Raw genomic sequence first — 25,695 nt, 5'->3', positions numbered from 1 at the left:
ATTATTTAGAATATTATTAATAAAAATTTTGATTGCATACTTTTAGTTATTATAATGAACATGGTGAAATAAATGGAAATCACATCAAGAATAATTTTAGTTATAGCACTGCTAATTTGGATTTTTCTTTATGCAATTAGAGATAGCATAAATTTAAAAACATATTTCGGAGTATTTGGCATATTAAGGACAAAAGTCGGTATGAGAACCATAGAAAAACTTGGAAATTATGAATTTTGGAAAAAATTAGCAATATTATCAATCCCGATTTGTGTGATTATTGGATTTTTTACATTTTCCTCTCTGATAGACTCGACCATAAAACTGCTGAGTGGAGAATTGCCAAAAGAGGCCTCAAAACCCATAATATTTTTATTTGGTAGTGTAATCCCATGGATACCTGGAATTGTGGGATTGATTGTTGGGGTAACTGTGCATGAATTGGCGCATGGAATTGTTGCATACGCATTTAGGCAGCAAATAAAAAGTACTGGGTTATTGTTGCTCCTTGGAATTCCTCTTGGAGCGTTTGTAGAACTTGGAGAAGAATTTAAAAATGCAGATAAAAAAATAAGAGGGGCTATTGCCTCAGCAGGACCAATGGCAAATATTATTGTATTTTTGGCTGTGGTTTTAATAACACCCCAACTCTATGCCATTCCTACGGAACTAACCATAACAAAAACCTATGCCTCACCAGCAATGGGTGTTTTAAAGGAAGGAGATGTACTCTATTCAATAAATGGAGAAAAAATAAACTCATTAAAAGATTTTTACAACATGGCTAAAAACTTAAAGCCAAATGAAGAAATAACTATAACCGTATTAAGAGGAAATGAACTAAAAACATTCAATCTAATAACTTCCAATGAAGGAAAAATAGGCATTGTTGTTGAACCTTCAAAGAACCTGGCATTTGTATTAAATTGCTGTTATTGGACATATTGGATGAATCTATTGCTTGGGTTTTTCAACTTACTCCCAGCACTACCATTGGATGGTTATTACGTATGGGCGGCATTCCCGAGAGTTATTAGGGATTTGAAGTTGAAAATTAAGTCATTAGAGACATTGGTAGAGCATATATCAAATGTATTGGAGATGATATTAAATGAGAAAAATTTAAACACCATAAGCATATTAATTTGGTGGATAATATTTGGATCTATGATTTATTCATTCATATAAAAGCAACTTTAAAAAAGGTTCGGATGAAAACCTGTGGCTTTAGTTGAATAATCTATGGTTATTCAACTTCCTTGCAACCATAATATGACAAAACCTTAAGTTTTGCCGTTAATTTTTGCCGTGGACATTACTCTTCGCTTCGCTCCGATGCATCCAAAACGGGATGCATTATAGTTATTGTGCGAATTTTTTAATAATCATTTAAATAAAATTTAATTTTTAAGATATTTGATAAATATCCATAATCCTAATTGGAAACCACTCAAACTTAATTTATTGAAGATATAGTCATTTTAACGCACCAGCTATACTTCACTAACGCTTGGTAATGTCTAATTAATTATTAAGTTAATTGTGATAATTATGGTGAAGATAACCATAATTAGTGCAGAGGGCGGTTCAACAATTAGAGCATTGAAAAATGCCATAGAAAAACTCGGGGAAAAATGTGAAGTATTTCTCCTATCTGATGATAATTTTTTGTTGGATAGTGGATTTAATTTGGAGAGTGATTTAATACATACGAGGTGTGGAATTGGGGATTATTTGGATAAACTAACCCTGTACTCTTGGCAATTTTTAAATGCATTGGAAGCAGAGGGACATCTTTTTATAAATCCTCTAAAAACTGTTTATGCCTCTTCAGATAAATTTAAAACTATAAAAATCTTGGAAAAGAACAAAATTCCAATCCCAAAGACAGCACTTATAAGGGATTATGACGATGCCGTGAAGTTTATGGAAAAAAATAACATCGATTTCCCAGTAGTTTTAAAAAATTCCTTTTCTAAATGTGGGTTAAAAACATATTTGGCAAAAAACCATGAAGAATTAAAAAAACTTACAAAAAATGCTATATGGGAAAGCAAGCTTATTCAAGAGTTCATCGATTTTAAGGAAAGTGGGGTTTATAAGGATATTAGGGTTTTGGTTGTTGATGGTGAAGTTGTTGGGGGGTATAGGAGAGTTAGCAAAGATTTTAGGACAAATCTTCATTTAAGTCAAGGATGTGTTGAGAAACTGCAATTAAATGAAGAGATTGAAGAGATTGCCTTAAAATGTGCTGAAGTTATGAATGGTTATATAATGGGGGTAGATATTCTACCAAAAAATGGGGAGTACTATGTTATTGAAGTTAATTCCGCACCAGGAACAAAAGGATTTAGGCAGATTGGAATAAATGCAGATGAAAAAATAGCAAAATGCTTAATAAAATACGCAAGGAGATAACTTTGAGGTGGGGTCTTCCCGATGTGAGTGTTAGTAATTATGCATATATAGTTTTCTAATACATGGTTGGTCACCAGTAATCACAAATGCACCCTATAAAAAACGGCATGAACGATACCTTTGAGGTGGCATGAATGATATCTTTTCTATCAACTATAGTCCCTGCTTTTATATTTGTAATTATGTCCATTATTATTGCATATAAAGAAGAACTTGGACTGGAAAAGAAAATTTTAATTGTTTGCATATCTGCGTTAATACAACTTTTGATTTTAGGTTTTATTATTAATATTATTTTTAATCTTGGGTTATTTTTCACGTTTTTAATGATTTTTGTGATGATATTAATAGCGTCATATATGATTAAAAATGAAATTAATATAAATGAAAGAAGTATTATTTTTTTATCCTCATGTTTTTCACTACTTTTTACATCAACAATATCACTTCTAATTTTGATTTATTCTGGGATTGTTGAGTTGAAACCACAATACATAATCCCTCTTGTTGGTATGGTTATAGGCAATTCAATGAATTCAATCACTTTATGTTTAGAGAGGCTTTTAAATGACTTAAAGTCAAATAAAGATATTTTATGGGGTTATTTGGCATTGGGAGCAAATGATTATCAGGCGATGAAACCATTTATAAGAAATGCTATAAAAGCTGCGTTAATCCCTCAAATGAATAGAACTAAAACAGTGGGTCTTATTTTTATTCCGGGAGCAATGGTAGGGATGCTTTTGAGTGGAGCAGATCCGATACGTGCTGCAGAGATTCAGATTGTTATTATGTGGATGATTTTATCAGGGACATTATTGTCCACATTAATTACATGCTATTTAATATACAAAAAATTCATGAAATATGTATAGGTGGAAGTCATGCTTAGGGGAAAGGATGCTACATTGGCAGCAATATTGAAGGTTATTATGGAGGATAAACCAGAAACACAAGACGAGATAGCAAATATCTTAGGTGTTAGTAGGAGATATGTGGCAAAGCTTCTAAAACCCCTAATTGATGAGGGTGTTGTAAGACATCCCTATGTAGTGGATTTAGAAAAGCTATCTAAGTTGAATATAAAATTTGACACTGACATAATCTTAAAGGAAATTTTGAATACCTTCGAAAGAATGGGAAACAACGTCCTTTTAAATTTGGATAAAGCATTCATGGCATTAAAAAATAACGACATAGAGACAGCAAAGAACATTATAATTCAGGATTACACATTGAACAGAATGGAGGAAGAAGTAAATATAATGATAAAAATGGATGCGTTGAGGTATCTTCCAACAACTTACGCAATGAACCTATCTTCAATTGCGTCAAATATTGAGAGGTGTGGTGACTATATATCAAACATCTCTGAGGAAGTCGTTAACGGGTTAAAAATTAAAAATAAAGAACTTCAAAGGGAGATTGATGAAATATACTTAATAATAAGAGAAATGTTCGTGGAGGCAATGGATATTTTAAAAACAAAGAAAAGAGATTCAAAGATTTTTGAATTAGAGGACAAATTACACGAAAAACTCGAAAAAATTATGGAAAAGGTTTCAAAAGAAAAAGGGGAAAATATTAACTACTACATACAATTTGGAATGTTTCTTAAAGATGTGGAGAGGTTCGGGGATAGATGCGTAAATATTGTTGAAATTGCAAGGGAGCTTTACCATGGAATTCCAAGAAGTGTGTTACCAGAAGGATTAAAAAAGAACCTTTAAAAATAGGAATGGTAAATCATATAGTTGTTTGTGTATAGTGTGATAGACACTTAAAGTTTAGTTAAAATTTCCCGATCATTGAAATTTAGAAAAAATCCCCATATTATTATAAAATTTGTTAGGAACACTTAATTATAAAAAATTCGCAGACAACTATAACTATATCAATATTTGAGGGAGAGCATGAAAGTGAACTATGAGAGATGTGGTTATTGTGGAGCATGTGTTGGAGTTTGTGACAAAATGGCAATAGAGTTGGTTGAGAACTTAATAATCATAAATAATGAAAAATGCACAAATTGCAAGTTATGCATGATTGTATGTCCGTTAAATGCATTAGTAGATGGATAATATAGTTGTGTGCGGAATATATACGGCAAAACCTTCGGTTTTGCCATTAATTTTTTAAGTAGTTATTATTCCCTTTTAAATTTTAAAATTAAGTGTTTAATACCCCATAAATTTTATTGAAGTTATGTTCATCGAAGCGAAGCTTCGAGCAGCGAAAACTCCGCAGGAGTTTTCACCTAAACTCTTAGCGCACACAACTATAATCTATACCTCTAAACTAAAGTGAGGAAAGAAACAAATATCTAAATAGTTTTTGATTATTAATTTGAAATTTAATCTCTTAAAATTCTAAAAATGAACTATTCATCATTTTGGAGGTATACTCATGAGGGAATTAATGGATAGTTATGATGTTGTGGTTGTGGGAGCAGGGCCTGGAGGGAGTATGAGTGCTTATGCTTCAGCAAAGAATGGGGCAAAAACACTTTTAATTGAAAAGTCCCAAGAAATCGGGGAGCCAGTTAGATGTGCTGAGGCAATTCCAAGTTTAGATGATTTTGGAATAAAGCCAAGTCCCGAATTTGTTAGGAATGAGATAAAAGGTGGGTTTCTATTTGCACCAAATGGAAAGAGAGTAACTGTAACACAGGGAAAAGCAACAGGTTATGTTGTTGAAAGAAAGATATTTGATAAGTTTTTGGCAATTAGAGCAGCAAAAAAGGGTGCAAAAATAGCCATAAAAAGCAGAGTTGTTGGTTTAGAAGAAGAAGGAGATGGATGGAACGTTATTGTTAAACATTTAGATGAAGAATATGCGGTTAAAACTAAAATTGTTATTGCTGCGGATGGAGTAGAGAGCAATGTGGCAGAATATGCTGGTTTAAAAGCAAAGAAAAATCCATTGGATATATGTTCATGTGCTGAATATGAGATGACCAATGTTGAATTATTAGACAAGAACATGATGGAATTCTATTTTGGAAATGACATAGCCCCAGGAGGGTATCTTTGGATTTTTCCAAAAGGGGATACTGCTAATGTAGGTTTAGGAGTTAGAGGGTCAAAAAAGAAAGCAATTGATTATTTAAATGAATTTTTAGAGAATGGTTTAGCAAAAGATAGGTTAAAAAATGCAACTCCAGTAGAGTTTAAAGTTGGGGGAGCTCCTGTTGGGGGTCCAATTGAAAAAACTTACGATGATGGAATTTTGGTTGTTGGTGACGCTGCTGGGCAGATAAGCCCTTTAACTGGTGGGGGCATTTATTTAGCAATGGACTGCGGTTTAATTGCTGGAGAAGTTGCAGGAAAGGCAATTAAAAATAACGATTGGAGTGAAAAAGTTCTTTCCGAATATGAGAGAAGATGGAAAGAGAAACATTATGAATGCTTAATGAGTCACTTAAAATATAGGAAGATTTTGGAAAAAATGAGCGACGATGAGTTAAATGCACTTGCAGAGGCGTTAGGTGATAATTTGGATGACATTGATTTGAAGAAATTTGTTAAGAGGATTTTAACAAAAAAACCCTCCCTTATAAAATACTTCAAGGATTTGATTTAAAACAAAATAAATAAAAAATATTTTATTTTTATCTATTTCAATAAATCTTTACCTTTCACCTTTTTATCAACAAGCAACTTAAAAAGTTGTATCCAAATAGGATAAAATGCCTTGCTTAGCTTGGCATACTCTCTATTTTCTCAAATCTCATTCCTTTTCTATCGATAATAATGTTTCCTTTCCATTCTTCTTTTGTTTCTGGATAATCTATCCTATAATGTGCCCCCCTACTTTCTTTTCTCATTAATGCACATTTCGCCACAATTTCTCCAACAGTTAGCATGTTTTTGAGTTCAAAATATTTCTGAACTTCAATATCCCCATTTATGGCAACATTTTGGTTTTTTAATTCACCTATTTTTTTGATGGCAGTTTTTAATCCTTCTTCATCCCTTATAATTGAAACATAGTCCCACATGATGTTTCTTAAGTTGTCAATAAGTTCGTAAACATTTTCACCGGCTCTATTTTCTCTTTGTATCTCAGAGCATAGTTTTTCAATATCTTCTTTAACTTTATCTTTAACCTCTGCAAAACTACAAGGTTTCTCAGCAAATTCTCTCGCTGATTTTCCAGCAATTGCTCCAAAAACCTGTGTATCTGCTAAGGCATTACCTCCTAACCTATTTGCCCCATGAACCCCTCCAGTAACTTCCCCACATGCAAACAAACCAGCTATATTGCATTCGCATTTTTCATTTATTCTAACCCCTCCCATAAAATGATGGGCAGTTGGAGCAACTATCATTGGCTCTTTTCTAATATCAATACCAACATCCAAAAATTGCCTTAACATTGTTTCCAATCTCTCCTCAATAATCTCATCATCTAAATGAGAGACGTCCAAGTAAACTCCACCGTTTACCCCTCTCCCTTCTTGTATCTCAGTATATATTGCCCTTGCAACAACATCCCTTGTAGAGAGCTCCATCCTTTCCTTATCATATCTTGCCATGAATCTTTCTCCAAATTTATTGTATAGTATCCCTCCTTCTCCCCTAACTGCTTCAGTAACTAAAATTCCACTCCCTACCATTCCAGTTGGATGGAATTGGACCATTTCCATATCAACTAACTCAACTCCTTCATTATATGCTATTGCAAAACCATCTCCTGTCTTTTGGATTGGGTTGGAAGTTATTGGGTATAACTGCCCTGCCCCTCCTGTTGCTAATATAGTGGCTTTTGCATAGATTGGGAAAATTTCTCCACTCTTCAAATCCAAAAATATCGCTCCATAGCATCTATTATCCTTTACTATTAATTTTATTGCCATAACCTCTTCTAAAATCTTGACTTTTTCCAATTTGCAAATATGCTCCATAAGCCCGCTCATTATTTCATGTCCAGTTCTATCTCCGCTATAGCATGTTCTATTAAAACTCTGCCCACCAAATGGTCTTTGGGCAATAGTTCCATCTTCATTTCTATCAAAAATACATCCAAACCTCTCTAAATTTTTAAGTTCTTTTGGAGCATTTTTTACAAGGATTTCCACGAGTTTTGGGTTATTTATAAATCCTCCGCCCTTCATAGTGTCATAAAAATGCTTCTCAAAACTATCATTTGGGTTGAAAACAGCATTATAACCTCCTTCAGCCATAACTGTGCATCCACTTTTCCCAAAGAGACCTTTAACTGCTATTATGACGTTTTTATTTCTACATTCAATCGCAGCTCTTGCTGCTGCACCTCCACCACCGATGATTAAAATATCAGTCTGCATTTTATCACCAATTCTTTAATTGTTTATTTAAATATTTTAATATTCTTTCAATATTTACTATTCAATTTTAGACAATTTATAGTCAAGAACAAACTTTTTAAAATTGAATAAGGAAATGGTCTCAGACAAAAAATATTTAGAGTATAACATTATTAAATTTTCTAATGGCAAAATCCATAGGATTTTGCCATTATTTATCCTTGCTGAAAATTTTTATTTTTTAATTTAAATAGTTTTTTATCTTTATTTTTAATTTTAAGAATAAATAACCAGTCGCAAATCTCCTATGTTTTAGAGTTATTTAATAAATTTAGATTTATAATCCTAATTGGGATTTTAGCCATTATTTTTTATTTTATTTGAATTTGGTTTTTTTATTTTGGAAAATAATAGTAATTATCAAGTTGCACATCTTTATAAATAAAATAAACTGCCATTTATGTTAAAATCAGACCATAGTGGGATTTATTTTTAAATTTTTAATTAAACTAAAAATCAAAACATTCAAATACAACAATATTAACTAAAATCAAAAAATAAAAATTTTCTTTCTTTTATTTTATTCTATATAGCTTATTTGATGTACTCTTTCGTTATTATCAGCCTATCTGTGCATGTAAAGCAGGGGTCACAACTTGCAATGATTAACTCTGCATCAGTCACATGATAATCCTTCAAAATTTCCTCCATCGCTGCCAAATTTGTTGCTGTTGGAGTTCTAACCTTTGCATGCCTTACTCTCCCTTCACTATCCAAACCATAAGAGTAATATTGCTGTCCTCTTTGTGCTTCAGTATAACAATCTATTGGTTTAAATTCATACAACTCATAATCTCCATTGTAAATTTTCTCTGGTAGTTGGGGGAGAGCTTTTAATGCCTGTTTTAATATCTTAATACTTTCAAAGCATTCATAAAATCTCACAGCAATTCTTGACAAAACATCCCCATCATCAAATAAAATCTCTTCAAACTCAAATGGCTCATACTCTGGCACATATCCCATTTTTCTCATATCACTTTTTATCCCACTTCCTCTTGCTGTGGGCCCAACTGCATGATATTTTGCTGCTGTTTTTCTATCCAAAACACCAATATCCTTCATCCTCGAAACGAGCATTGGGTCATTTAATGTTCTTTCCATTAACTTTTTTAATTTTTCTTCAAACTTTTCTAATCTCTCCAAAATCGTTGGGATTTGGCTATCTTTTATATTGCATCTCGGCCTTATCCCTCCAATAATTGGGCATGAATAATGCACTCTACTACCACTTATATCAAAGAACGTCTGCATTATCGGCTCTCTAAGCATGAAAGCCCTCATTGCCATTGTTTCATGTCCAAGAATTTCAAAAGCGTGCCCAAATAACAATGTATGGGAATGTAATCTCTCTAACTCCTCGACAATAACCCTGATATAATTTGCCCTCTCTGGAACCTCTATGTTGCATCCTCTCTCAACAACTCTCACCGCACTCCATAAATGTATGTGTGAACAAATCCCGCAGATTTTCTCACATAAAATACATGCTTTTTCAACTGGAAGGCCTTCCATTAATCTCTCTACACCTCTATGGTTAACTCCTATTGTTAGTTCAGCATCCTTCACAACCTCATCCTCAATAAAAAGCCTTAATCTATGTGGTTCAAGCATTGTTGAATGAACTGGCCCTATTGCTATTTCTCCTTCATACATACTATCCCAGCCAAATTTTTAATGATTAATAATGATATTTTAGGATTTAATATATATGTTTTTGCATTGTAGATTATTTTTCATTTTATAGTTTATTTTTAGGGTTTAATAAAAGCGTTCTCATCCTTTTTATTATTTCAGAAGAGTTTAAATCCATTTTTTGGATTTTTAAAAATTCTTCGTCAATATTTCCCTTTTTAATTTTTTTAGTTGAGTAATACTTTCCAAGATCCATCAACTTTCTTTTAAATTTTTCCCTCTCAATCTCCCTATTCTTTATAATCTCTTCTTTTGTGGCATTTAAATGCTCATCCCTATATGGAACACCTACCGTTGATAATGCTATAACCCTCTCATCTACTTCAGGAATCCTGCTAACGTCAAAAGATGGGTTTTTGTATGCAATTGTTGCCCCTCTTTTCCTCCCAACACTTGGCCCCTCTGAAATAACAAACCCTGCCTCAACTAATCCACTTCTAAATGGTATTGAGGAAGAATAAGATATCAAGACCCCATTATCGTTCATTTTTTTGTAAATTTCCTTTAAAAAATCAACAGTGTATAAAATTGGGTCTCTTTGAGGAGAAAATGCATCATGAAAAACAATATCATACTTTTTATCCAATCTTTTTATGGCTTTTCTCGCATCTTCATTAAATATTCTAATTTTTGAGTTTTCGGCATCTTTCCCTTTAAAAAAGTTTTTTATTGCCTCTTTAATAATTTCATGCTCTTTAAATGGAATATTTAGGCAGAGTGATAAAAATAAAACCTCTCTACACAATTCAACCATATCTATCTCTGCATCTTTGTTGAAATGTAGTGCGGCAACTGCATTGTATCCAAACCCACTGCACAAATCTAAAATCTTTGGATTTCTTCTACCTTTTATGTCGGATGGGATGGCAAATTTTTCAACTGCCTCCTTTAATGCCCCTATTTTTGAATGCATTAGTTCATTTTCATCCTCTGCTTTTAAAGTGTATGTTCCATCCTCTGTCTTAACCAATAAATTTTTGTCTATTAATTCCTTTACTAATTTTCTTCCAAATTCATCGAAATCATCTCTTTCAAAGACATTGTTGTCTATTGCTAAACCCATATACTTTCTTATAATTTCTATAGCTTTTTTATTTGGTAACATAGGATCATCTCCTCTATCTTTAATCAAGATAAAAACAAGATAAAAATATATAGTCGTGTGCGCTAAAAATATATCTGGCAAAATCCTTTGGATGCCGTTTGAAACCTAATGGAAGATAGTTAAATATCCCTTATTTAATTCAGAAAGTTTTGTCACTGACTATAGTCAAAACCATACGTAAAATCCAAAAAAAGGTTTTACCGTATGTATGTTGATGCGATTTATTTGATAAAATGCCATAATTTCTTTCATAATTAATCTAAATTTAAATATATTTGTGAAACCCCTATTTTGATGGGATTTTTAGTATTACGGCAAAACCTTCGGTTTTGCCAATTTTTTTTCAAATCAAATAGAGCAACTATAACTGTTTATTTGTTTGATTAATAAATTTATTATTTACCATAAACGAAACTCAATGAATTAGGCAATTTAGCAATAAAGATATTATGGTAAATTTAGATGTATCAATTATGCACCATACTCAAATAATAGAATAAATAAAATTAGAGTTAGAGAATAAAGAAAAGAATAAAAAATAAATTCAATTAGTTCTTAATTGCTAAAATACTTTATAATATCTTTTTCAGTTATAATACCAACTAATTCCCCATCTTCAACAACTGGTAACGCCCCAATATTTTTGCTTGTCATTATTTCAGCAACATCCTTTAAGCTATGTTCTTCTCTCGCTGTAATAACATCCTTAATCATAATATCTTGCATTCTAACGTTTGTTATCTCCCTAACATTTCCCGTTTGCATGTGGTTAAATGCCCAATCACTACCAAGTAATTTTATGAAATCTGTTGACGTTATAATACCGACTAATTTACCCTCACTAACTACTGGCAATCTCCTAAAACCATTTCTCAACATTGTTCTCGCAACATCCTTTAATCTCTCTCCTGCAGTAGCCGCAATAACTTTTTTTGTCATATAATCCATAACTTTTTCTTCCTCGCTAATTTTATCCTTCAATACTCTAATTACATCTCTCTCGGTAATAAGTGAGATGAGTTGGTTGTTATTATTTACTATTGGTGTTCCACCAACATTTTTTTCTAAAAATGTCTTTATAATATCATCAATCTCAGCATTTTCTTTAATTGTTATGACATCTTCCTCCATAATTTCTCTCACTGGTTCGTTAATGGCAGCTATAAAGTTTCTGTTATGTTTTTCTCTTATTAAGTTGTATTTGCTACCTCCCCCCATGAAATCCACAATATCCATACTAGTAACAATTCCTTCAACTCTATTTGTTCCAGCATCGACAACTGGTATTCTTCTAAAACCTTCCTCATTCATAGTTACTAAGGTTTTTCTTATTGTTGTTGTTGGGTATACGGTTACAATTTCTTTTCCATTGATTATTTTATTTATTTTCAAAATATCCCTCCCAATTGCAAAATATAGTTATTTGCGAAATTTATTGGATATTATATATCACAAATTTTTAAACGGTTGTTATTATTACATTTAAGTTTTAAAATAAATCAAATAACCCCCTAAATTTATTGAGGATAATGTCCAATGTCTAACGCAAACAACTATTATGGCACAACCTTTACACAAATAATCTATGGCATTTTGATAAATTTATAATTTTCCATTTGAAATGGAATGCCAACATTAAATTTTTTCACTCTCATGGAATGTGGTAGTGTTTTTATAGTCGTATTGCATGTTGTTGCCACTTCACAATTAAATATCAACAATTCCTTAAAATCTAAAATAGAAAAAAAGTAAAATATTTCGCGGCAAAACTTTGTTTTGCCGTTAAAATTTTCCATGAAGTAAGTATCCACTTATTAATGTCCGAGACTATACTTATAAGTTCCATTTAAAAAAGTTTAGTGTATTTGTATCAAAACTTTAAACAAAAACTTTAAAAATGAGCGAATATTTTAAATATAACCTCCACCATTTATACTGGTATCTTACAAATTTTAACATAAATGAGGCATTACTTTAAAATTTAATAGATAAACCATAATTTTAAGTGTCTTGATCCAATTTAATAAATAGCATTACAGTCAGTGACAAAACTTTCGGCATTTACAAATATCCAAAAATTATAAAAAGCATAACACATAATGATTACAAAACAAAATAAACACGGTGAGAGAAATGTCCAAAGGTACCCCTTCACAGGGTAGGAAAAACAAAGGTTCCTATCATATAAGATGCAGAAGATGCGGAAGAAGAGCATACCACATAAGGAAGAAAGTATGTGCAGCATGTGGATTTGGAAGAAGTAAGAGAATAAGAAGATACTCATGGCAATGGAAAAAAGTAAACGGGCAAAGATTAAAATAAACCTTTAAATCTATTTTTTCTCTTTTGAACAAAATTTTTAATTTAAATAAAGTTTTTTATTTTTACTAAATTTATTTATATCTATTGATTTATACTTTAATGTAATGTAAAGAAAAATTTATTGTGATATCATGTGCGGGATATTTGGTGTTTATTCTAACGAAAGGATAAATGTTGCAAAAAAGATATACTACGGATTATTCGCTTTACAACATAGAGGGCAGGAAGGAGCAGGTATTGCTACAAGTGACGGGAGAGGGTTCCACCACCACAAAGGTATAGGCCTTGTGTCAGAGGTCTTTACAAACAACGAACTCCAATCATTATATGGGTATATAGGTATTGGTCATGTTAGATATTCAACAACAGGGGATAGCACAATTGAAAACTGTCAGCCATTTGTTGTTAAAAGTTCATTTGGTCCAATAGCAATAGCACATAATGGAGATATTGTAAACTCAACTATTTTAAAGAGAGAATTGGAAAGAATGGGACATATATTCATTTCATCAACAGATTCAGAGGTTATTGCGCAACTCCTTGTTAGAGAATTGTTAAAAACTGAAGATATTATTGAGGCAATAAAGAACACAGCAAAGAGGTTGATTGGAGCTTATTCTTTGTTGATAATGTTCAACGATAAACTCATAGCAGTTAGGGACCCAAATGGCTTTAAACCACTATGTATAGGAAGGGATGAAAATTGCATATACTTTGCATCAGAGAATTGTGCATTAGATACTGTTAATGCTGAATTCGTTAGAGATATTAAGCCTGGAGAAATTGTTATGGTTGATGATGGGGAAATTAAGTGTTATGAAATTGAAAAACCTTGTGAGGAGGTAAATACAGAATTAAATCTTCCAGTAAACGATTGTATTTATAATAATTGTGTTTCCACATGCATGTTTGAATACGTCTATTTTGCAAGACCTGATTCAATAATTGATGGAATAAGTGTCTATGAAGTGAGGAGAAAAATTGGAAGAATATTGGCAAAAGAACACCCATGTGATGCTGATATTGTTTCCCCAGTTCCAGATTCAGGTATTACATTTGCACTTGGGTATTCTGAGGAGTTAGGCATTCCTTATTATGAAGGATTGATAAAAAATAGGTATGTTGGAAGGACTTTTATTCTCCCAACACAAGAAGAGAGGGACTTAGCGGTTAGATTAAAATTAAACCCTGTAAAGAGCATATTAAAAGATAAAAAGGTAGTTTTGGTTGACGATAGTATTGTTAGGGGAACAACATCAAGAAGAATAGTGAATATGTTAAAAAAGGCAGGAGCAAAAGAAGTGCATTTAAGAATTGGTTCTCCAAGGATAATATCCCCATGCTTCTATGGTATAGATATGGCTACAAAAGAAGAATTAATTGCATCATCCAAAACAGATGAAGAAATCTGCAAATATGTAAACGCTGATTCACTTGGTTATTTAAGTATTGAGGGACTAGTAAAAGCAATTGGAAGAAAGGATTTATGTTTAGCATGTGTAAGTGGATGTTATCCAACTGATGTCTCTTGTAAGTTCAAATAAAATCAATGTCCACCTTAAAGTTCATCTATAATTATTATGCTTTTTTGTTGTTATGTGGTTTTTCTATTATGATTTTTACATTATTATTTTATTTTTGCATAATTTCTTCATATTTCGTTTATCCTCCAGAAACTGGTGGATAGATAACGATTTCATCGGATGCCTTAATAACAACATCATCAGAATTCACAACATCACAATTTACAGAGATTATTGCTTTTCCCTGGTAAAAATCATCCTTAATGTTTATAGAATTTTCATTCAATATATTAAGTAATTCTTTTAGTGTTAGCTCATTTTTATCAATAGTTATTTTAATTTTCTCCCCATAAAGTTCCCTATATTTTGCAAATAATCTTATAACCAACTCCATAGAATCACCTAATTTATCATTGTTAAGTTTTTAAACTCAACTGATATTAATTTATTATGGTTGTTTATGTTATAAGTTTGGGTATCAACTCCCAAAATGAATATTATTTCAAATTATGGGGTAGATGGCGATTATTTAAAATTCTATTGGGTTTGTTATGTTTAGTTTTTATATGTTTAAGTGTAAAATTTTCGCAAACAATTAATTTTATGATTAAAAAGGGGGATAAGGATGAGGACGATATTGGGGAAAATGCACTTAAAATGGTGTCATTACTGCAACTTACCAGTTTTAGATAAGATTTGCAATATCTGTGGAAATGAACCCGTTGAGGTTAAATTAACCCCTCCAGGGGGTGCGAGACCGGCATTCGAAAAAGAGATTGAGTTTATTGAGAATTTAATTAAAGAGCAGTTTGGAACTAAAGAAGATATTTTAAAGGGTAGGATTGTTTTGATGAATAAACTTCCAGGAAATGAAGACATGCAAGAAATCATTATTGATGGGCAAGTTATTGCTGTCCTAAAATACGATAATGGATGGAAGATAATGCCAAGACTTGAAGGGGCAAGAAGGATAGTAAATGCAGGGGGTTATAAGAAAATTGTTGTTATAAAAGAGGATGTTATCCCCTACCTTTTGGGTAGAAGTTCCTCTGTTTTAAGGCCAGGAGTAACTTATGTCTCTGAGGGCATTAAAAAAGAGGATGAAGTTATTATCCTTAAGAAAATGAATGGTAAGGATGAAGATGTTGTAGCAGTTGGTAGGGCAAAGATGGATTATGAGGAAATCCTAAATGCAGAGAAAGGTGTTGTTGTAAAGGTTAGACATGCAGAAGAGCCAAGAAAAGCAAATGAATTAAAAACTTCTGAAAAGAATTTAAGAGAGTTGTTTAAGGATATGGTTAAGGCAAATGAGGATGTTATAAGAAGATTTGAGGAGAACTCAGTTGGATTCATGAGAAATACTGCAAAGAGGATAAACTTGCCTATAACTGTTGCATATTCTGGTGGAAAAGATAGCTTGACCGTCTTGTTGTTGGCATTGAAGGCGTTTGATAAAGAGGAATTTGATGTCTTATTTACAGATACTGGGTTGGAGTTCCCAGAAACCATAAAAAATGTTGATATTGTGCAAAAAACTTATGGTATAAAGTTAATAAAAGAGGAATCCAACGAGTTTTGGGAAAAATTGGAGGAGTATGGGCCTCCTGGGAGAGATTATAGGTGGTGCAGTGAGATTTGTAAACTAAAGCCTTTAAAGAGATTGATTGATAAACACTATCCAAATGGAACGTTAACTTTTGTTGGATTGAGGAAGTATGAGTCATTTAGCAGAGCAAAAAAACCAAGAGTTCAAAAAAACCCTCATATTCCAAAACAAATAAATGCAATGCCAATTCACAACTGGAGCGCTATGCACGTTTGGCTCTACATACTTAAAAACAACGCTCCATACAACAAGATGTATGAGAAAGGATTTGATAGGGTTGGATGCTATGTATGTCCCGCTATGGAATTGGGAGAAATCGACAAGGTTAAAAGAGAATACCCAGAATTGTGGGAGAAATGGGAGAAATTTTTGAGGAAGTGGGCTGAAAAGCATGGATATGGTGAAAAGTGGATAAAAGAGTTGTGGAGATGGAAAAATCCAAATAAACGCAAAAATAAATAACTTTAACTTTAAAAAAGTTCCATCAGAAACCTCTAAAAGAAACCTTTAAAAGAAACTTTTAAAAAGTTTCATCAAAAGGGATGCACTGACCTGAAACTTTTAAAAAGTTTCATCAAAGGGATGCATTGCTTCGCTTCGCTCAGCAATGCCTCTTAGGGAGTTTAATATCATGTATTAAATTTCTTAATTAACTTTTCTTGCTTTTATAAAGGGGGTTGTGGATTTTGGTATTAGAAAATTGGAAAAAAGTATTACTGATTTTTTCAAATTAAAATTGAGGTTTTTTAATTATTTTAGTTTTTTGGTTTTATTTTGTATGTTTTAAGTTTGGATTGGTTTTAAATTGTGTAATATCTCTGCTAATTATTGAGATTTATTGGCGTGGTTGTGCATTGGATTTATAAATAATTTGCACAATCTTTCTTACTTTTATAAAGGGTTTGATAATCATACAGTAAGAAAATTCGGGTTGAAAAAGAAAGATTTATATAGGAGTTTAGGTATAAAATAAGGATGAAGTTATAGGGTTTGAATACCTCATCCATTAAAACAAGGATGGAAACAATCTAAATAATCCATAACTTTCTTCAACTTTGTTTGTTTGAATACCTCATCCATTAAAACAAGGATGGAAACTTGCATAGAATGGATTTAATTTTTCCTCTAACCACGTTTGAATACCTCATCCATTAAAACAAGGATGGAAACCCTAAATAAAGCGGCTCTGATGAAAATATCCCATCGTGTTTGAATACCTCATCCATTAAAACAAGGATGGAAACGCAATTGTAGTATTTGTTGTCATTTCAACAAGTTTAGTTTGAATACCTCATCCATTAAAACAAGGATGGAAACTAACTTCTAATAACAGTCTTTGTTTTAGTAGTTCTTGTTTGAATTGCTCATCCATTAAAACAAGGATGGAAACAATTTTCTATCATTATATACCTTGAAGATATTCTAATAGTTTGAATTACTCATCCATTAAAACAAGGATGGAAACCTGAAATCTTCCCATCTTGTTCCTTTGAATATCTCTTGTTTGAATTACTCATCCATTAAAACAAGGATGGAAACAGGTTAAAGACCATGAACATAAGTATAAAACAATAGATGTTTGAATTACTCATCCATTAAAACAAGGATGGAAACACTGTCCTTAAAATTACTCTTTTTGCACTGTCTCCGTGTTTGAATTACTCATCCATTAAAACAAGGATATAAACTGAGGAATTGCAAAGGAAAGGAATAATTTTTTCTTTATTTAAGTAAATTTGATTTTTAAACTGTCTTTTCTTGACCTATTATGTACGATAAATACCCTTCTTCCAGTAGCTCAATTTTTAAACCTAATTTTGCTGGTATTACGTTGGTTTCAGTATTCTCGGCAATATAATTTGCCTCCTTTATGGGGTTAGTCATCTTAACTCCCATGTGGTTCATAATTATTAACTCTGGCTTTTTGTTCATTGAATTTACTAAATCAATGACATCATTTGAGCATAGATGCCCCCTTATTCGTTCATTTTTTTTCCTAACAACATTTGCAATAAAAACTCTAACACCATCGAAGTCCTCAACTAATGAATCTATATATTCCGTATCTCCAGTATAGCCGATATCTCCTTTCTTAGTTTTTATTCTTGCTCCAATACCATAAGGATCTCCGTGTTTTGTTTTTGTTGCAATCAATTCTATATCATAAACTTTTGCAGAATCCTTTGGATATAGGATATATCTTTTCAAGACCTTTGATTGGTGGTATTTTGATATTGCGTTTTCAAAATCACCAAAACCCTCTAATACTGTAAAGTTGCTAATTATTACACCATTTTTTTGTGTCATTCCTCTTGTCATTGCCTCTATAATCACTTCTCCATCGGTGTAATGGTCAGGGTGGCAATGGGAGATAAATAATGCATTTGTCCCCCATGGGGTTATTTTTAATTCTCTCATCCTAACTAATGCCCCAGGACCAGGATCTACGTGAAGTTTTGTTTTTTCAGTGTGAATCCGAAACCCTCCAGTAGCTTTTGTTTGTGTGATAGTTGCCCATCTTCCACCACCCGAACCTAAAAAAATTATCTCAACCCTCAACTTACCACATCCATTATTTTTTAAATTTGATTTTAATATTACAAAAAATGTTATAAATACATATTCCTTACAAATTACACAAATTTGTTCAAAATCCACAATTAATTGCTAAAATAAAAAATAAAAAAAGAAATTTAAAAAAGAGGATTTATTCATCTTTCCCAATTAATTCAAAAACAACATTATCGTAAGTTCCATTAACTTCCACGATTTCATAAGGAGAGGTAATTACCATCGCATGCACACCTTCTCTATAACTTTCATTCACATAGACGATAAGTTTATCATTATGTTTGATAATTTTTGTTATGCTTATACTATAACCCGTGTTGGGTTTTTCTCCCAAATAAACTTCAATTACTGTTTTGTTGTTTTTTATGTAGTGAATAAATCTTCTACTTTTTTCTTTTCCAAACATTCCCATTTCAATAATTTCAAAAGGGATTGTTATGTTTTCCTGTAAATTTTTGGTTTCATTTAGATTAATTTTATTGGTATTATTTATCATATCACTTAAATTGGAATTTGAATCTTGGTCTATAGTTTCGTTTTCTATGCATCCACATAGCAGTATTGTTAAAATTGAAATAATAGCTAAAACTAAAGCAAACAACCTTTTCATAATCATCCCTATCTACCAAATCTCCTTTCTCTTCTTTGATAATCCCTTATAGCCCTTAAAAAATCAATCTTTCTAAACAACGGCCAATATGTTTCACAAAAATACAGTTCTGAGTAAGAAGATTGCCATGTTAAAAAATTGCTAATTCTCTCTTCCCCAGAAGTTCTAATAATTAAATCTGGATTTGGATAGGGAAGATTAGCAGTATATAAGTGTTTTGAAATAGTTTCTTCTGTTATATCCTCAATATCCAGTTCATTGTTTTTAATCTTTTTTGCTATTTTCTTTACCGCATCAACAATCTCTTGCTGCCCACCATAGGCAATCGCAATATTGAGAAAATAATTTGAATAATTTTTTGTTTTTTCTTCTGCATATTTTATTGCATCTTGAACATCTTTTGGTAACTTATTAATTCTTCCAATAGCCCTAACTCTAACTTTATATTTGTGTATATCTTCATCCTTAGCAACTTCAATAAACTTCTTTTTAAATAATTCCATTAGTGCTTTCACTTCCTCTTTAGGTCTTCTAAAATTTTCCATAGAAAATGCATATACAGTAACAATCTTAATATCTAAATCAATGCACCATTTTAAAACTTCTCTAACTTTTTCCGCCCCCAAATAATGCCCATAAGTTACAGGTTTTTTTAATTCCTTTGCTGTCCTTCTATTTCCATCCATTATAATTCCCACGTGTTTTGGAACTCTGCTCCTATCTATCTCTTTTTCAAGGATTTTTTCATAAATTTTTAAAATGCCCATTTTACTTAAAAGATTGTACAACTTTATCAACAAAAACATCACCATTATTGTAGTTAAAAAGAAAGAACAGAAAAGACAATATATAAGGTATCATTTAATCTTTATTAATTTTTCCATAAATTTTATAGCATTGTAGTATCTTTTCCATGTTGCATTTCTACTTGTGTCAAAGAAATTTATTTCCTCCTTACTTAACAAAATAGCACCATACCCTTCCAAATTACAAACCAATCCTAAACACCTAAACATCAAATTCCCACTAATTCCATCTGGAGCAATTATTATGTTGCAACCCTTTTTTAAAACTTCCTCTATCAATATTCCATTATGTCTTATATCAAGTTTTTCATCTGTTTTTTTAAAGTGTCTTAAAATTTCTTCACATTCTTCAATGGTTTTATCAACTTCTCTGCTCCTTCCATAATCAGATAACCTTCCTCCAGATAATAGAGCAATTTTTGGCTCAATATTGTTCCTCTTTAAAAAATTAACTGCATAGTTTATCAATTCAATTTTGTCCTTAACTCTTCCTTCCTTATCTTCCCTTATATCATCGATTCCTACAGGAGAGAGCAAAAAAATTTCTCCATTAAATGGGTTCTTCAAGATTGATGCCCTATAAAATTTACCAACTTTTTCCCTTAGGTAAGGAATAACCTTTGATGATGAAAGAGATCCCCTAACTGCTCCATCTATTTCCCTATTTAACAATTTATCGACCAAAGTTTTTGGATTATTGATTAACTCAACTTCGATACCCTCTTCTCTTAGTTTGTTGTATGCTTTTAAAACTTCATCCTTCTTTTCACCAATTCCAATGGCATACATGCTATCACTACACATAAAAATTTTGAAGTATTTATTTAAAAACATTCTTACTTAGTATTTAAGTTGCTGTATTGATAAAACTTTGGAAAAATGTTCCAATATAAATACAACTATCAATAATTTATTCAAACAAAAAAATTTAATTAAATATTTAGAAAAAAGTATAAAGACCAAACATTTAGTTGAAGGTGAAATTTTGGAGAAGATTATTTTAAGGAGTGAGATATGTGATAAATTGGAAGAGATTGTAAAAAATTTAAAGGTTGTTAAACACTGCATAGGTTGTGAAGGGTTAGATTTGAATAACAAAGACCCTCACCATCACCCTACAATTGAGATTACACAAAAATGCAACCACAACTGCGTTTTTTGCTATTCCAAATTAACAAATATAAAGCCAGGAATTTATGGGAACTTAGACAACTGCATAGCCGTAACTATAAGCCAATACGGAGAGCCACTTTTATACCCCGAAAAAGTAAAGAAAGGTATTGAATATGTTAAATCTTTGGGATTGAGGTGTGATTTGCAGACCAATGGTGTTTTTTTAAATGGGAATCTGATAAAAGAATTTAAGGATTTAGGTTTAGATTTGGTAATGATTAGTTTAAATGCATCAAAACCAGAAACTCATAAAAAATTAACAAACGTAGATACATTTGAAAGAGTCCTCAAAAATATTGAACTGTCGGCAAAACATTTGCACACAATCGTTAGAGCCATTTATATCCCAAATTTCAATGACCAGGAATTGGTTGAGTTAGCAAAGAAGCTCAACGATATTGGTGTTGATGAGATAATGGTTCATCAACTTATTGTCCACGAGCAAAATAAGAGAGAACTTGAAAAAATATCCAGCTTGGAAAATGTTGGGAGAATAAAGGACTTATTGCTGTTAGTTGATAAGATGAAAGAAAACGCTCCAGATGTAAATGTTACAATAAAGGGCTGCCTTTTAGTTCAATTAAAGAAAATGGATGGATTTATTTTGAATGGAATAACATCTGACTGCTTCTCAGAAATTCCAATTATTAAAAGAGAATATCATCCACTTCCATGGTGATAAAATGCATGCGGAGATTTTAGATGTTGGATTTATGAATGTTGTATTCCCAAAAGGGAGAATAAAATACACTGGGAAAGAGATAGAACCATTGTGGGCATTTAATATGTTTGATGTCCAAAAAGATAGTATTGTGGCATTTAGGGGAGGAATGGAGGTCAAAATAGAAAATATGAAAGATTTGAAAGATGTTAAAGAAGAGGGAGAGTTTAAAATCCCAATTAAGGGAGATGACTGCATACACTTCATAGTTGAGCATTTTGACAATCCAGATTTGAAAATGATTTATTTGCGGCAGAGGATTTTAATTTGCATTGCTAAAGATACCATTGAGAGTTTTGGGGTTAAGTTAGATAGGGAAGGGGATGATTTATACTGCAACGGTAAAAAATTATCTGTTTGCATAGCAACAAGAGGGGTAAGTTCTGCAAAGATTCATTTGGGGATTAATGTTAATTCAAAAGGCATTCCAGAGCATGTTGAAGGCATTGGATTGGAGGATATTGGCATTTTTGATATTGAAGAGGTTATGAGGAAGATTGCCATTAGCTATGCAAAAGAAATGGAAAAAATTGAAAAAGACATTAGAAAAACAGCTCCATTATACTAACACCACTATTTTTAACTTATTTTAAATCATGTATATTCAAAAATTTAAATATTTTGATTTCCAATTTAATTAAGAATTTTATATTCCAAACGTAAATCCCACCATGGTCTGATTTTAACAGTTCAAAATTTTCTTATTTTACATGAAATATCTATTCTACGTTCTCCTATATAAAACTTTCATCTCGAATCTATGATATGGCAGTTTATTTATAAAGATGTGCGACTCACTAATTGCCCTTATTTTCAAAAATAAAAAATAAAAATCAAATAAAATCAAAAAATAGAAAAAATTTTGAGAAAAAATTAATAAAAAAGAATTTTAATACCTTAAATAATCAAAATCTCAACAAATTTATAAATCTAAATGTATAAAATAATTTCAAAATACATGAGATTTGCGACAGCCTATTTACTCTCAAAATCAAAAAATAACTCAAAAAAACTCTTACAAATTAAAAAATAAAAATTTTTATCAAGGATAAGTATTATGAAGTTTAAGAAATTAGAACCATCTTATCAGTAAATTATAGCCGTGCGTAAATTTGAAATATGCACATTAATCATTTAATTTCATTTTCAGTTTCTGACTCATGTTCAATTTCTACTTCATTGCTGCCTATATCATTGTGAGTATCCACTTCATTACTTTCTTCTAATTCATGATCATCTATCTCTAATGTAGTATCGATTGTTGCGGATTCATTTACTAATGTGTTGTTGATTGATGTTTCAACTTCATGTTCTTCTTCACTTTCATATTTGTTTTCTTCATATTCATATTTATGCTCATACTTGTATTTGGTTCCATTTCCATATTCGTATTCATATTTGTATTCATATTTGCTTCCATTTTCGTATTCATGTTCTACTTCGGTCTCATTCTCTATTTCTTCTTCATCTTCTTTACCCTTCTTCTTATGTTTTACCTCTAATTCCAATTTTAATTTTTCATTGCCCTTCCCATGAACATGTAATTTAAGTTTTATTTTTACCATTTCCTTGTTTTTAATCTCTAACATCAACTTATACGCGTCATCATAATTTTTCTCTTTAAGCATTTCCTCAAGATCTTTCAATTCATCTTCTAAATCCTCAGTGTCTACACCTTGCTTTTTCAAAACTTTAATTTTTGTTTTTAATTCTTTTATTCTGTTCTCCAAGACTTTTTCCAATGCATGCTCAGGAACAACATTAATTTTCACTTTGAGTCCATGGTTTTCCAATTTCTTTGCAATGCCTGTTAAATTTGCTACTGGATCTTCAACAACTTCAACCTCTTTAGGCTCCAATTCATCTACATCAACTGTTAAGTTCACCCCATTTGTCAATATAACAATTGTGTCTTTACTAATATTTACTAAAAACCCAACATCTCCATGAACAACAACTACTTTCTTTTCTTTTAATTTTTCTTTGAATTTCTCTATAACTTCTTTGTTTGTTTCGTATCTGTCTTTACCTGCAATTCTCTCGACTTTAATGCCAAGATTTTCTAATTTTTCAACATATTCATCAGGAACAGCTACTGGCCCCCCAATGATTATAACTTGCTCTGGATTTAATTTTAATATCTCATTAACTACACTCTCGTTGTAAATCCCCCATGGTGCTACAACAACTTCTGTATCGTTAAATAATGAAGCGATGTTCGTTGCAGTTAAGTAATCTGCTTGGTTGTCACTGACCAATATAACATTTGTCGCAGATACTGTAGGAACTAATAAAGCAAGCAATAATAAAAGTAGTCTTTTTACCATGTCACTCACCGCGTTTATGCTATTTTTACATACACAAGCATATACATAATTGTTATAATTATTTTCAAATATAAATAAATTTATGACTAAATATAAACTCAAAAATCAGAGAATGAATTTATAAAAATAAAAGACAAAAAAACAGAAAAATAAAAAATAATTTTAAAATCTTTTTAAAATTTTATAATATTGAATGAAAAATATTTAAAAAATGTAAAATCCATTTTACTTAACACATTTATTATAAATTAATCATGGATTCCTTTCTCAGTTATTCTAAACATTGCCTCTGCATCAGGTAAGTGTGGGGAATCGTAAAGTTTTGCCACTCTTTTATCTCCTTTTGCCTTCCTTAAGAATATCCTGAAAGTTGCTGCGTGTCCAACAATGTGTCCACCAATTGCTTGCTCTGATGATCCAAAGAACGCATCAGGTCTTGCTGCTACTTGGTTTGTTACAATAACAACGCAGTTATATAAATCAGCCAATTTATTGAGTGTTGCCATGTGTCTACCAAGTTTTTGCTGTCTCTCAGCCAATTTTCCTCTTCCAGTGTATTCATTTCTAAAGGTACTTGTCAATGAATCTACAACAACTAACTTTATGTTGTGCCCTTCTTTTATTAAATCCTCTATTTTTTCTGCAAAGAGCATTTGCATATCTGAGTTGTATGCCCTTGCAACAAATGTATTATCTAAAACATCTTTCCCATCTATACCCAATGCTTCAGCCATTTGCATAATTCTTTCTGGCCTAAATGTCCCCTCAGTATCAATATAAACTGCCTTTAAAGGTTTTTCTAAGATTTCATCTTTTATGCTATCGTCAGCAATTATTCTATCTTCACATTGCAAGTTTACGCATGCTTGATGCATTATTTGAGTTTTTCCAGAACCGAACATTCCAGCAAATTCTGTGACTGACTGACTTTCCAATCCCCCATCAAGTATGTTATCCAATTCTTTACTTCCAGTTGAAAGTTTCCAAACAGTTTTCCTCTGATTTAACAAATCTGCTCCTGATTTAAATCCAATGTTGCAGTATTCTCTCGCCGCTGCGATTATCTTTGCTGCTGCCTTCTCGCTAATACCATCAATTTCAGAAAGTTCCCCAATTGTTGCAGTTGCAATTTTCATGTAATCAATATATCCTGCTTCTATTAATTTCTCTGCGATTGATTGTCCAACACCGGGTAATTTGGTTAAGTCATCAGCCATAAGATTTCACCCGTGTAATTTTTGTGATTATGACAAAAAAGATTAAATAATGGTAATTATAAAGTTTTATAATTTTTTAAATTATGGGTGTAAATCTTGCAATAATAATAGTTGTAACAATGGTTATTTATAACTTTGGATTTATGGAACATTTAAATATTTTAATAAACAATATTTTAACTCTAAATAAAAATAATAAACCCTAATTTCCATTACGTATTTAAATATTTATGAATGTTAATTAATTTTTTTCA

The 25,695-nt window shown here is 31.5% G+C and carries 22 protein-coding genes and 1 CRISPR repeat array; of the genes, 11 read left to right on the top strand and 11 right to left on the bottom strand.

Going from position 1 to position 25,695, the window contains the following annotated elements; translation table 11 throughout:
* The first annotated feature begins 72 nt into the window (after positions 1–72).
* The 6 genes from METIG_RS00115 (at position 73) to METIG_RS00090 (ending at position 6,000) form a co-directional block, all read left to right on the top strand.
* Positions 73–1,188 carry a site-2 protease family protein gene (locus METIG_RS00115; RefSeq protein ID WP_013798195.1) on the top strand — a complete coding sequence of 372 codons (1,116 nt, stop codon included), beginning with the start codon at positions 73–75 and terminating at the stop codon, positions 1,186–1,188.
* Between the two features lie 363 nt (positions 1,189–1,551).
* Positions 1,552–2,418 carry a coenzyme gamma-F420-2:alpha-L-glutamate ligase gene (gene cofF, locus METIG_RS00110; protein ID WP_013798194.1) on the top strand — a complete coding sequence of 289 codons (867 nt, stop codon included), beginning with the start codon at positions 1,552–1,554 and terminating at the stop codon, positions 2,416–2,418.
* A 134-nt stretch (positions 2,419–2,552) separates the two neighbouring features.
* Complete coding sequence (locus METIG_RS00105; RefSeq protein WP_013798193.1) at positions 2,553–3,293, top strand: ABC transporter permease; 741 nt, start codon at positions 2,553–2,555, stop codon at positions 3,291–3,293.
* Positions 3,294–3,302: 9 nt separating this feature from the next.
* Positions 3,303–4,148 carry a phosphate signaling complex PhoU family protein gene (locus METIG_RS00100; protein ID WP_013798192.1) on the top strand — a complete coding sequence of 282 codons (846 nt, stop codon included), beginning with the start codon at positions 3,303–3,305 and terminating at the stop codon, positions 4,146–4,148.
* Between the two features lie 183 nt (positions 4,149–4,331).
* Positions 4,332–4,499, top strand: coding sequence for a 4Fe-4S binding protein (locus METIG_RS00095; protein WP_013798191.1), 168 nt, complete (start codon positions 4,332–4,334; stop codon positions 4,497–4,499).
* Positions 4,500–4,824: 325 nt separating this feature from the next.
* On the top strand, positions 4,825–6,000 hold the full coding sequence (locus METIG_RS00090; RefSeq protein WP_013798190.1) for an NAD(P)/FAD-dependent oxidoreductase: 1,176 nt from the start codon (positions 4,825–4,827) through the stop codon (positions 5,998–6,000).
* A 115-nt stretch (positions 6,001–6,115) separates the two neighbouring features.
* Here METIG_RS00090 and tfrA read toward each other — a convergent pair whose 3' ends face one another.
* The 4 genes from tfrA to METIG_RS00070 form a co-directional block, all read right to left on the bottom strand.
* Positions 6,116–7,726, bottom strand: a complete 1,611-nt coding sequence (gene tfrA, locus METIG_RS00085; protein WP_013798189.1) for a fumarate reductase (CoM/CoB) subunit TfrA — start codon at positions 7,724–7,726, stop codon at positions 6,116–6,118.
* A 573-nt stretch (positions 7,727–8,299) separates the two neighbouring features.
* Entirely contained in the window at positions 8,300–9,421 is a 1,122-nt protein-coding gene (locus tag METIG_RS00080) for a hydrogenase large subunit (protein WP_013798188.1), read from the bottom strand.
* Positions 9,422–9,506: 85 nt separating this feature from the next.
* The gene (locus tag METIG_RS00075; protein WP_013798187.1) at positions 9,507–10,565 is read right to left on the bottom strand and encodes an MnmC family methyltransferase; all 1,059 of its coding nucleotides are present in this window, start codon (positions 10,563–10,565) and stop codon (positions 9,507–9,509) included.
* Between the two features lie 555 nt (positions 10,566–11,120).
* A complete protein-coding gene (locus tag METIG_RS00070; protein WP_013798186.1) occupies positions 11,121–11,957 on the bottom strand; it encodes a CBS domain-containing protein in 837 nt (278 codons plus the stop codon).
* Between the two features lie 741 nt (positions 11,958–12,698).
* Here METIG_RS00070 and METIG_RS00060 point away from each other — a divergent pair.
* Complete coding sequence (locus METIG_RS00060; protein ID WP_013798185.1) at positions 12,699–12,887, top strand: 50S ribosomal protein L37e; 189 nt, start codon at positions 12,699–12,701, stop codon at positions 12,885–12,887.
* A 131-nt stretch (positions 12,888–13,018) separates the two neighbouring features.
* Complete coding sequence (gene purF, locus METIG_RS00055) at positions 13,019–14,431, top strand: amidophosphoribosyltransferase (RefSeq protein WP_013798184.1); 1,413 nt, start codon at positions 13,019–13,021, stop codon at positions 14,429–14,431.
* Between the two features lie 118 nt (positions 14,432–14,549).
* Here purF and METIG_RS00050 read toward each other — a convergent pair whose 3' ends face one another.
* Positions 14,550–14,804, bottom strand: coding sequence for a MoaD/ThiS family protein (locus METIG_RS00050; protein ID WP_013798183.1), 255 nt, complete (start codon positions 14,802–14,804; stop codon positions 14,550–14,552).
* Positions 14,805–15,035: 231 nt separating this feature from the next.
* Here METIG_RS00050 and METIG_RS00045 point away from each other — a divergent pair, with 231 nt between their 5' ends.
* Positions 15,036–16,478: a phosphoadenosine phosphosulfate reductase domain-containing protein gene (locus METIG_RS00045; RefSeq protein ID WP_013798182.1), complete on the top strand. Its 1,443-nt coding sequence runs from the start codon at positions 15,036–15,038 to the stop codon at positions 16,476–16,478.
* Positions 16,479–17,004: 526 nt separating this feature from the next.
* A CRISPR array of direct repeats spans positions 17,005–17,704; the repeat unit is 37 nt; unit sequence GTTTGAATACCTCATCCATTAAAACAAGGATGGAAAC.
* Positions 17,705–17,759: 55 nt separating this feature from the next.
* On the opposite strand, the gene METIG_RS00040 is transcribed toward METIG_RS00045, so the two are convergent.
* The 4 genes from METIG_RS00040 to mtxX form a co-directional block, all read right to left on the bottom strand.
* Positions 17,760–18,575: an MBL fold metallo-hydrolase gene (locus tag METIG_RS00040; protein WP_048055453.1), complete on the bottom strand. Its 816-nt coding sequence runs from the start codon at positions 18,573–18,575 to the stop codon at positions 17,760–17,762.
* Between the two features lie 148 nt (positions 18,576–18,723).
* On the bottom strand, positions 18,724–19,197 hold the full coding sequence (locus tag METIG_RS00035; RefSeq protein WP_013798180.1) for a protease complex subunit PrcB family protein: 474 nt from the start codon (positions 19,195–19,197) through the stop codon (positions 18,724–18,726).
* Between the two features lie 8 nt (positions 19,198–19,205).
* A complete protein-coding gene (gene uppS, locus METIG_RS00030) occupies positions 19,206–20,003 on the bottom strand; it encodes a polyprenyl diphosphate synthase (protein WP_013798179.1) in 798 nt (265 codons plus the stop codon).
* Positions 20,004–20,054: 51 nt separating this feature from the next.
* Positions 20,055–20,792 carry a methanogenesis marker protein Mmp4/MtxX gene (mtxX, locus tag METIG_RS00025; RefSeq protein ID WP_048055451.1) on the bottom strand — a complete coding sequence of 246 codons (738 nt, stop codon included), beginning with the start codon at positions 20,790–20,792 and terminating at the stop codon, positions 20,055–20,057.
* A gap of 196 nt (positions 20,793–20,988) precedes the next feature.
* On the opposite strand from mtxX, the gene METIG_RS00020 reads away from it, so the two are divergent.
* Positions 20,989–21,855 carry a radical SAM protein gene (locus tag METIG_RS00020; RefSeq protein WP_048055450.1) on the top strand — a complete coding sequence of 289 codons (867 nt, stop codon included), beginning with the start codon at positions 20,989–20,991 and terminating at the stop codon, positions 21,853–21,855.
* Between the two features lie 4 nt (positions 21,856–21,859).
* Positions 21,860–22,465 carry a DUF366 family protein gene (locus tag METIG_RS00015; protein ID WP_013798176.1) on the top strand — a complete coding sequence of 202 codons (606 nt, stop codon included), beginning with the start codon at positions 21,860–21,862 and terminating at the stop codon, positions 22,463–22,465.
* A gap of 562 nt (positions 22,466–23,027) precedes the next feature.
* Here METIG_RS00015 and METIG_RS00010 read toward each other — a convergent pair.
* Positions 23,028–24,224 carry a cell wall-binding repeat-containing protein gene (locus METIG_RS00010; protein ID WP_013798175.1) on the bottom strand — a complete coding sequence of 399 codons (1,197 nt, stop codon included), beginning with the start codon at positions 24,222–24,224 and terminating at the stop codon, positions 23,028–23,030.
* Positions 24,225–24,472: 248 nt separating this feature from the next.
* Positions 24,473–25,441, bottom strand: a complete 969-nt coding sequence (gene radA / locus METIG_RS00005; protein WP_013798174.1) for a DNA repair and recombination protein RadA — start codon at positions 25,439–25,441, stop codon at positions 24,473–24,475.
* Positions 25,442–25,695 lie beyond the last annotated feature (254 nt).

Source organism: Methanotorris igneus Kol 5 (assembly GCF_000214415.1).
Classification (GTDB): domain Archaea; phylum AGJL01; class Methanococci; order Methanococcales; family Methanococcaceae; genus Methanotorris; species Methanotorris igneus.
The sequence above is the reverse complement of the archived record's forward strand: the minus strand, read 5'-3'. Positions and strand labels throughout refer to the sequence as shown.

What these genes read in the sequence shown, in the direction of transcription:
- METIG_RS00115 (WP_013798195.1), top strand. Translation starts at nt 73, where the DNA reads ATGGAAATCACATCAAGAATAATTTTAGTTATAGCACTGCTAATTTGG.
- cofF (WP_013798194.1), top strand. Translation starts at nt 1,552, where the DNA reads ATGGTGAAGATAACCATAATTAGTGCAGAGGGCGGTTCAACAATTAGA.
- METIG_RS00105 (WP_013798193.1), top strand. Translation starts at nt 2,553, where the DNA reads ATGATATCTTTTCTATCAACTATAGTCCCTGCTTTTATATTTGTAATT.
- METIG_RS00100 (WP_013798192.1), top strand. Translation starts at nt 3,303, where the DNA reads ATGCTTAGGGGAAAGGATGCTACATTGGCAGCAATATTGAAGGTTATT.
- METIG_RS00095 (WP_013798191.1), top strand. Translation starts at nt 4,332, where the DNA reads ATGAAAGTGAACTATGAGAGATGTGGTTATTGTGGAGCATGTGTTGGA.
- METIG_RS00090 (WP_013798190.1), top strand. Translation starts at nt 4,825, where the DNA reads ATGAGGGAATTAATGGATAGTTATGATGTTGTGGTTGTGGGAGCAGGG.
- tfrA (WP_013798189.1), bottom strand. Translation starts at nt 7,726, where the DNA reads ATGCAGACTGATATTTTAATCATCGGTGGTGGAGGTGCAGCAGCAAGA.
- METIG_RS00080 (WP_013798188.1), bottom strand. Translation starts at nt 9,421, where the DNA reads ATGTATGAAGGAGAAATAGCAATAGGGCCAGTTCATTCAACAATGCTT.
- METIG_RS00075 (WP_013798187.1), bottom strand. Translation starts at nt 10,565, where the DNA reads ATGTTACCAAATAAAAAAGCTATAGAAATTATAAGAAAGTATATGGGT.
- METIG_RS00060 (WP_013798185.1), top strand. Translation starts at nt 12,699, where the DNA reads ATGTCCAAAGGTACCCCTTCACAGGGTAGGAAAAACAAAGGTTCCTAT.
- purF (WP_013798184.1), top strand. Translation starts at nt 13,019, where the DNA reads ATGTGCGGGATATTTGGTGTTTATTCTAACGAAAGGATAAATGTTGCA.
- METIG_RS00050 (WP_013798183.1), bottom strand. Translation starts at nt 14,804, where the DNA reads ATGGAGTTGGTTATAAGATTATTTGCAAAATATAGGGAACTTTATGGG.
- METIG_RS00045 (WP_013798182.1), top strand. Translation starts at nt 15,036, where the DNA reads ATGAGGACGATATTGGGGAAAATGCACTTAAAATGGTGTCATTACTGC.
- METIG_RS00035 (WP_013798180.1), bottom strand. Translation starts at nt 19,197, where the DNA reads ATGAAAAGGTTGTTTGCTTTAGTTTTAGCTATTATTTCAATTTTAACA.
- uppS (WP_013798179.1), bottom strand. Translation starts at nt 20,003, where the DNA reads ATGTTTTTGTTGATAAAGTTGTACAATCTTTTAAGTAAAATGGGCATT.
- mtxX (WP_048055451.1), bottom strand. Translation starts at nt 20,792, where the DNA reads ATGTATGCCATTGGAATTGGTGAAAAGAAGGATGAAGTTTTAAAAGCA.
- METIG_RS00015 (WP_013798176.1), top strand. Translation starts at nt 21,860, where the DNA reads ATGCATGCGGAGATTTTAGATGTTGGATTTATGAATGTTGTATTCCCA.
- METIG_RS00010 (WP_013798175.1), bottom strand. Translation starts at nt 24,224, where the DNA reads ATGGTAAAAAGACTACTTTTATTATTGCTTGCTTTATTAGTTCCTACA.
- radA (WP_013798174.1), bottom strand. Translation starts at nt 25,441, where the DNA reads ATGGCTGATGACTTAACCAAATTACCCGGTGTTGGACAATCAATCGCA.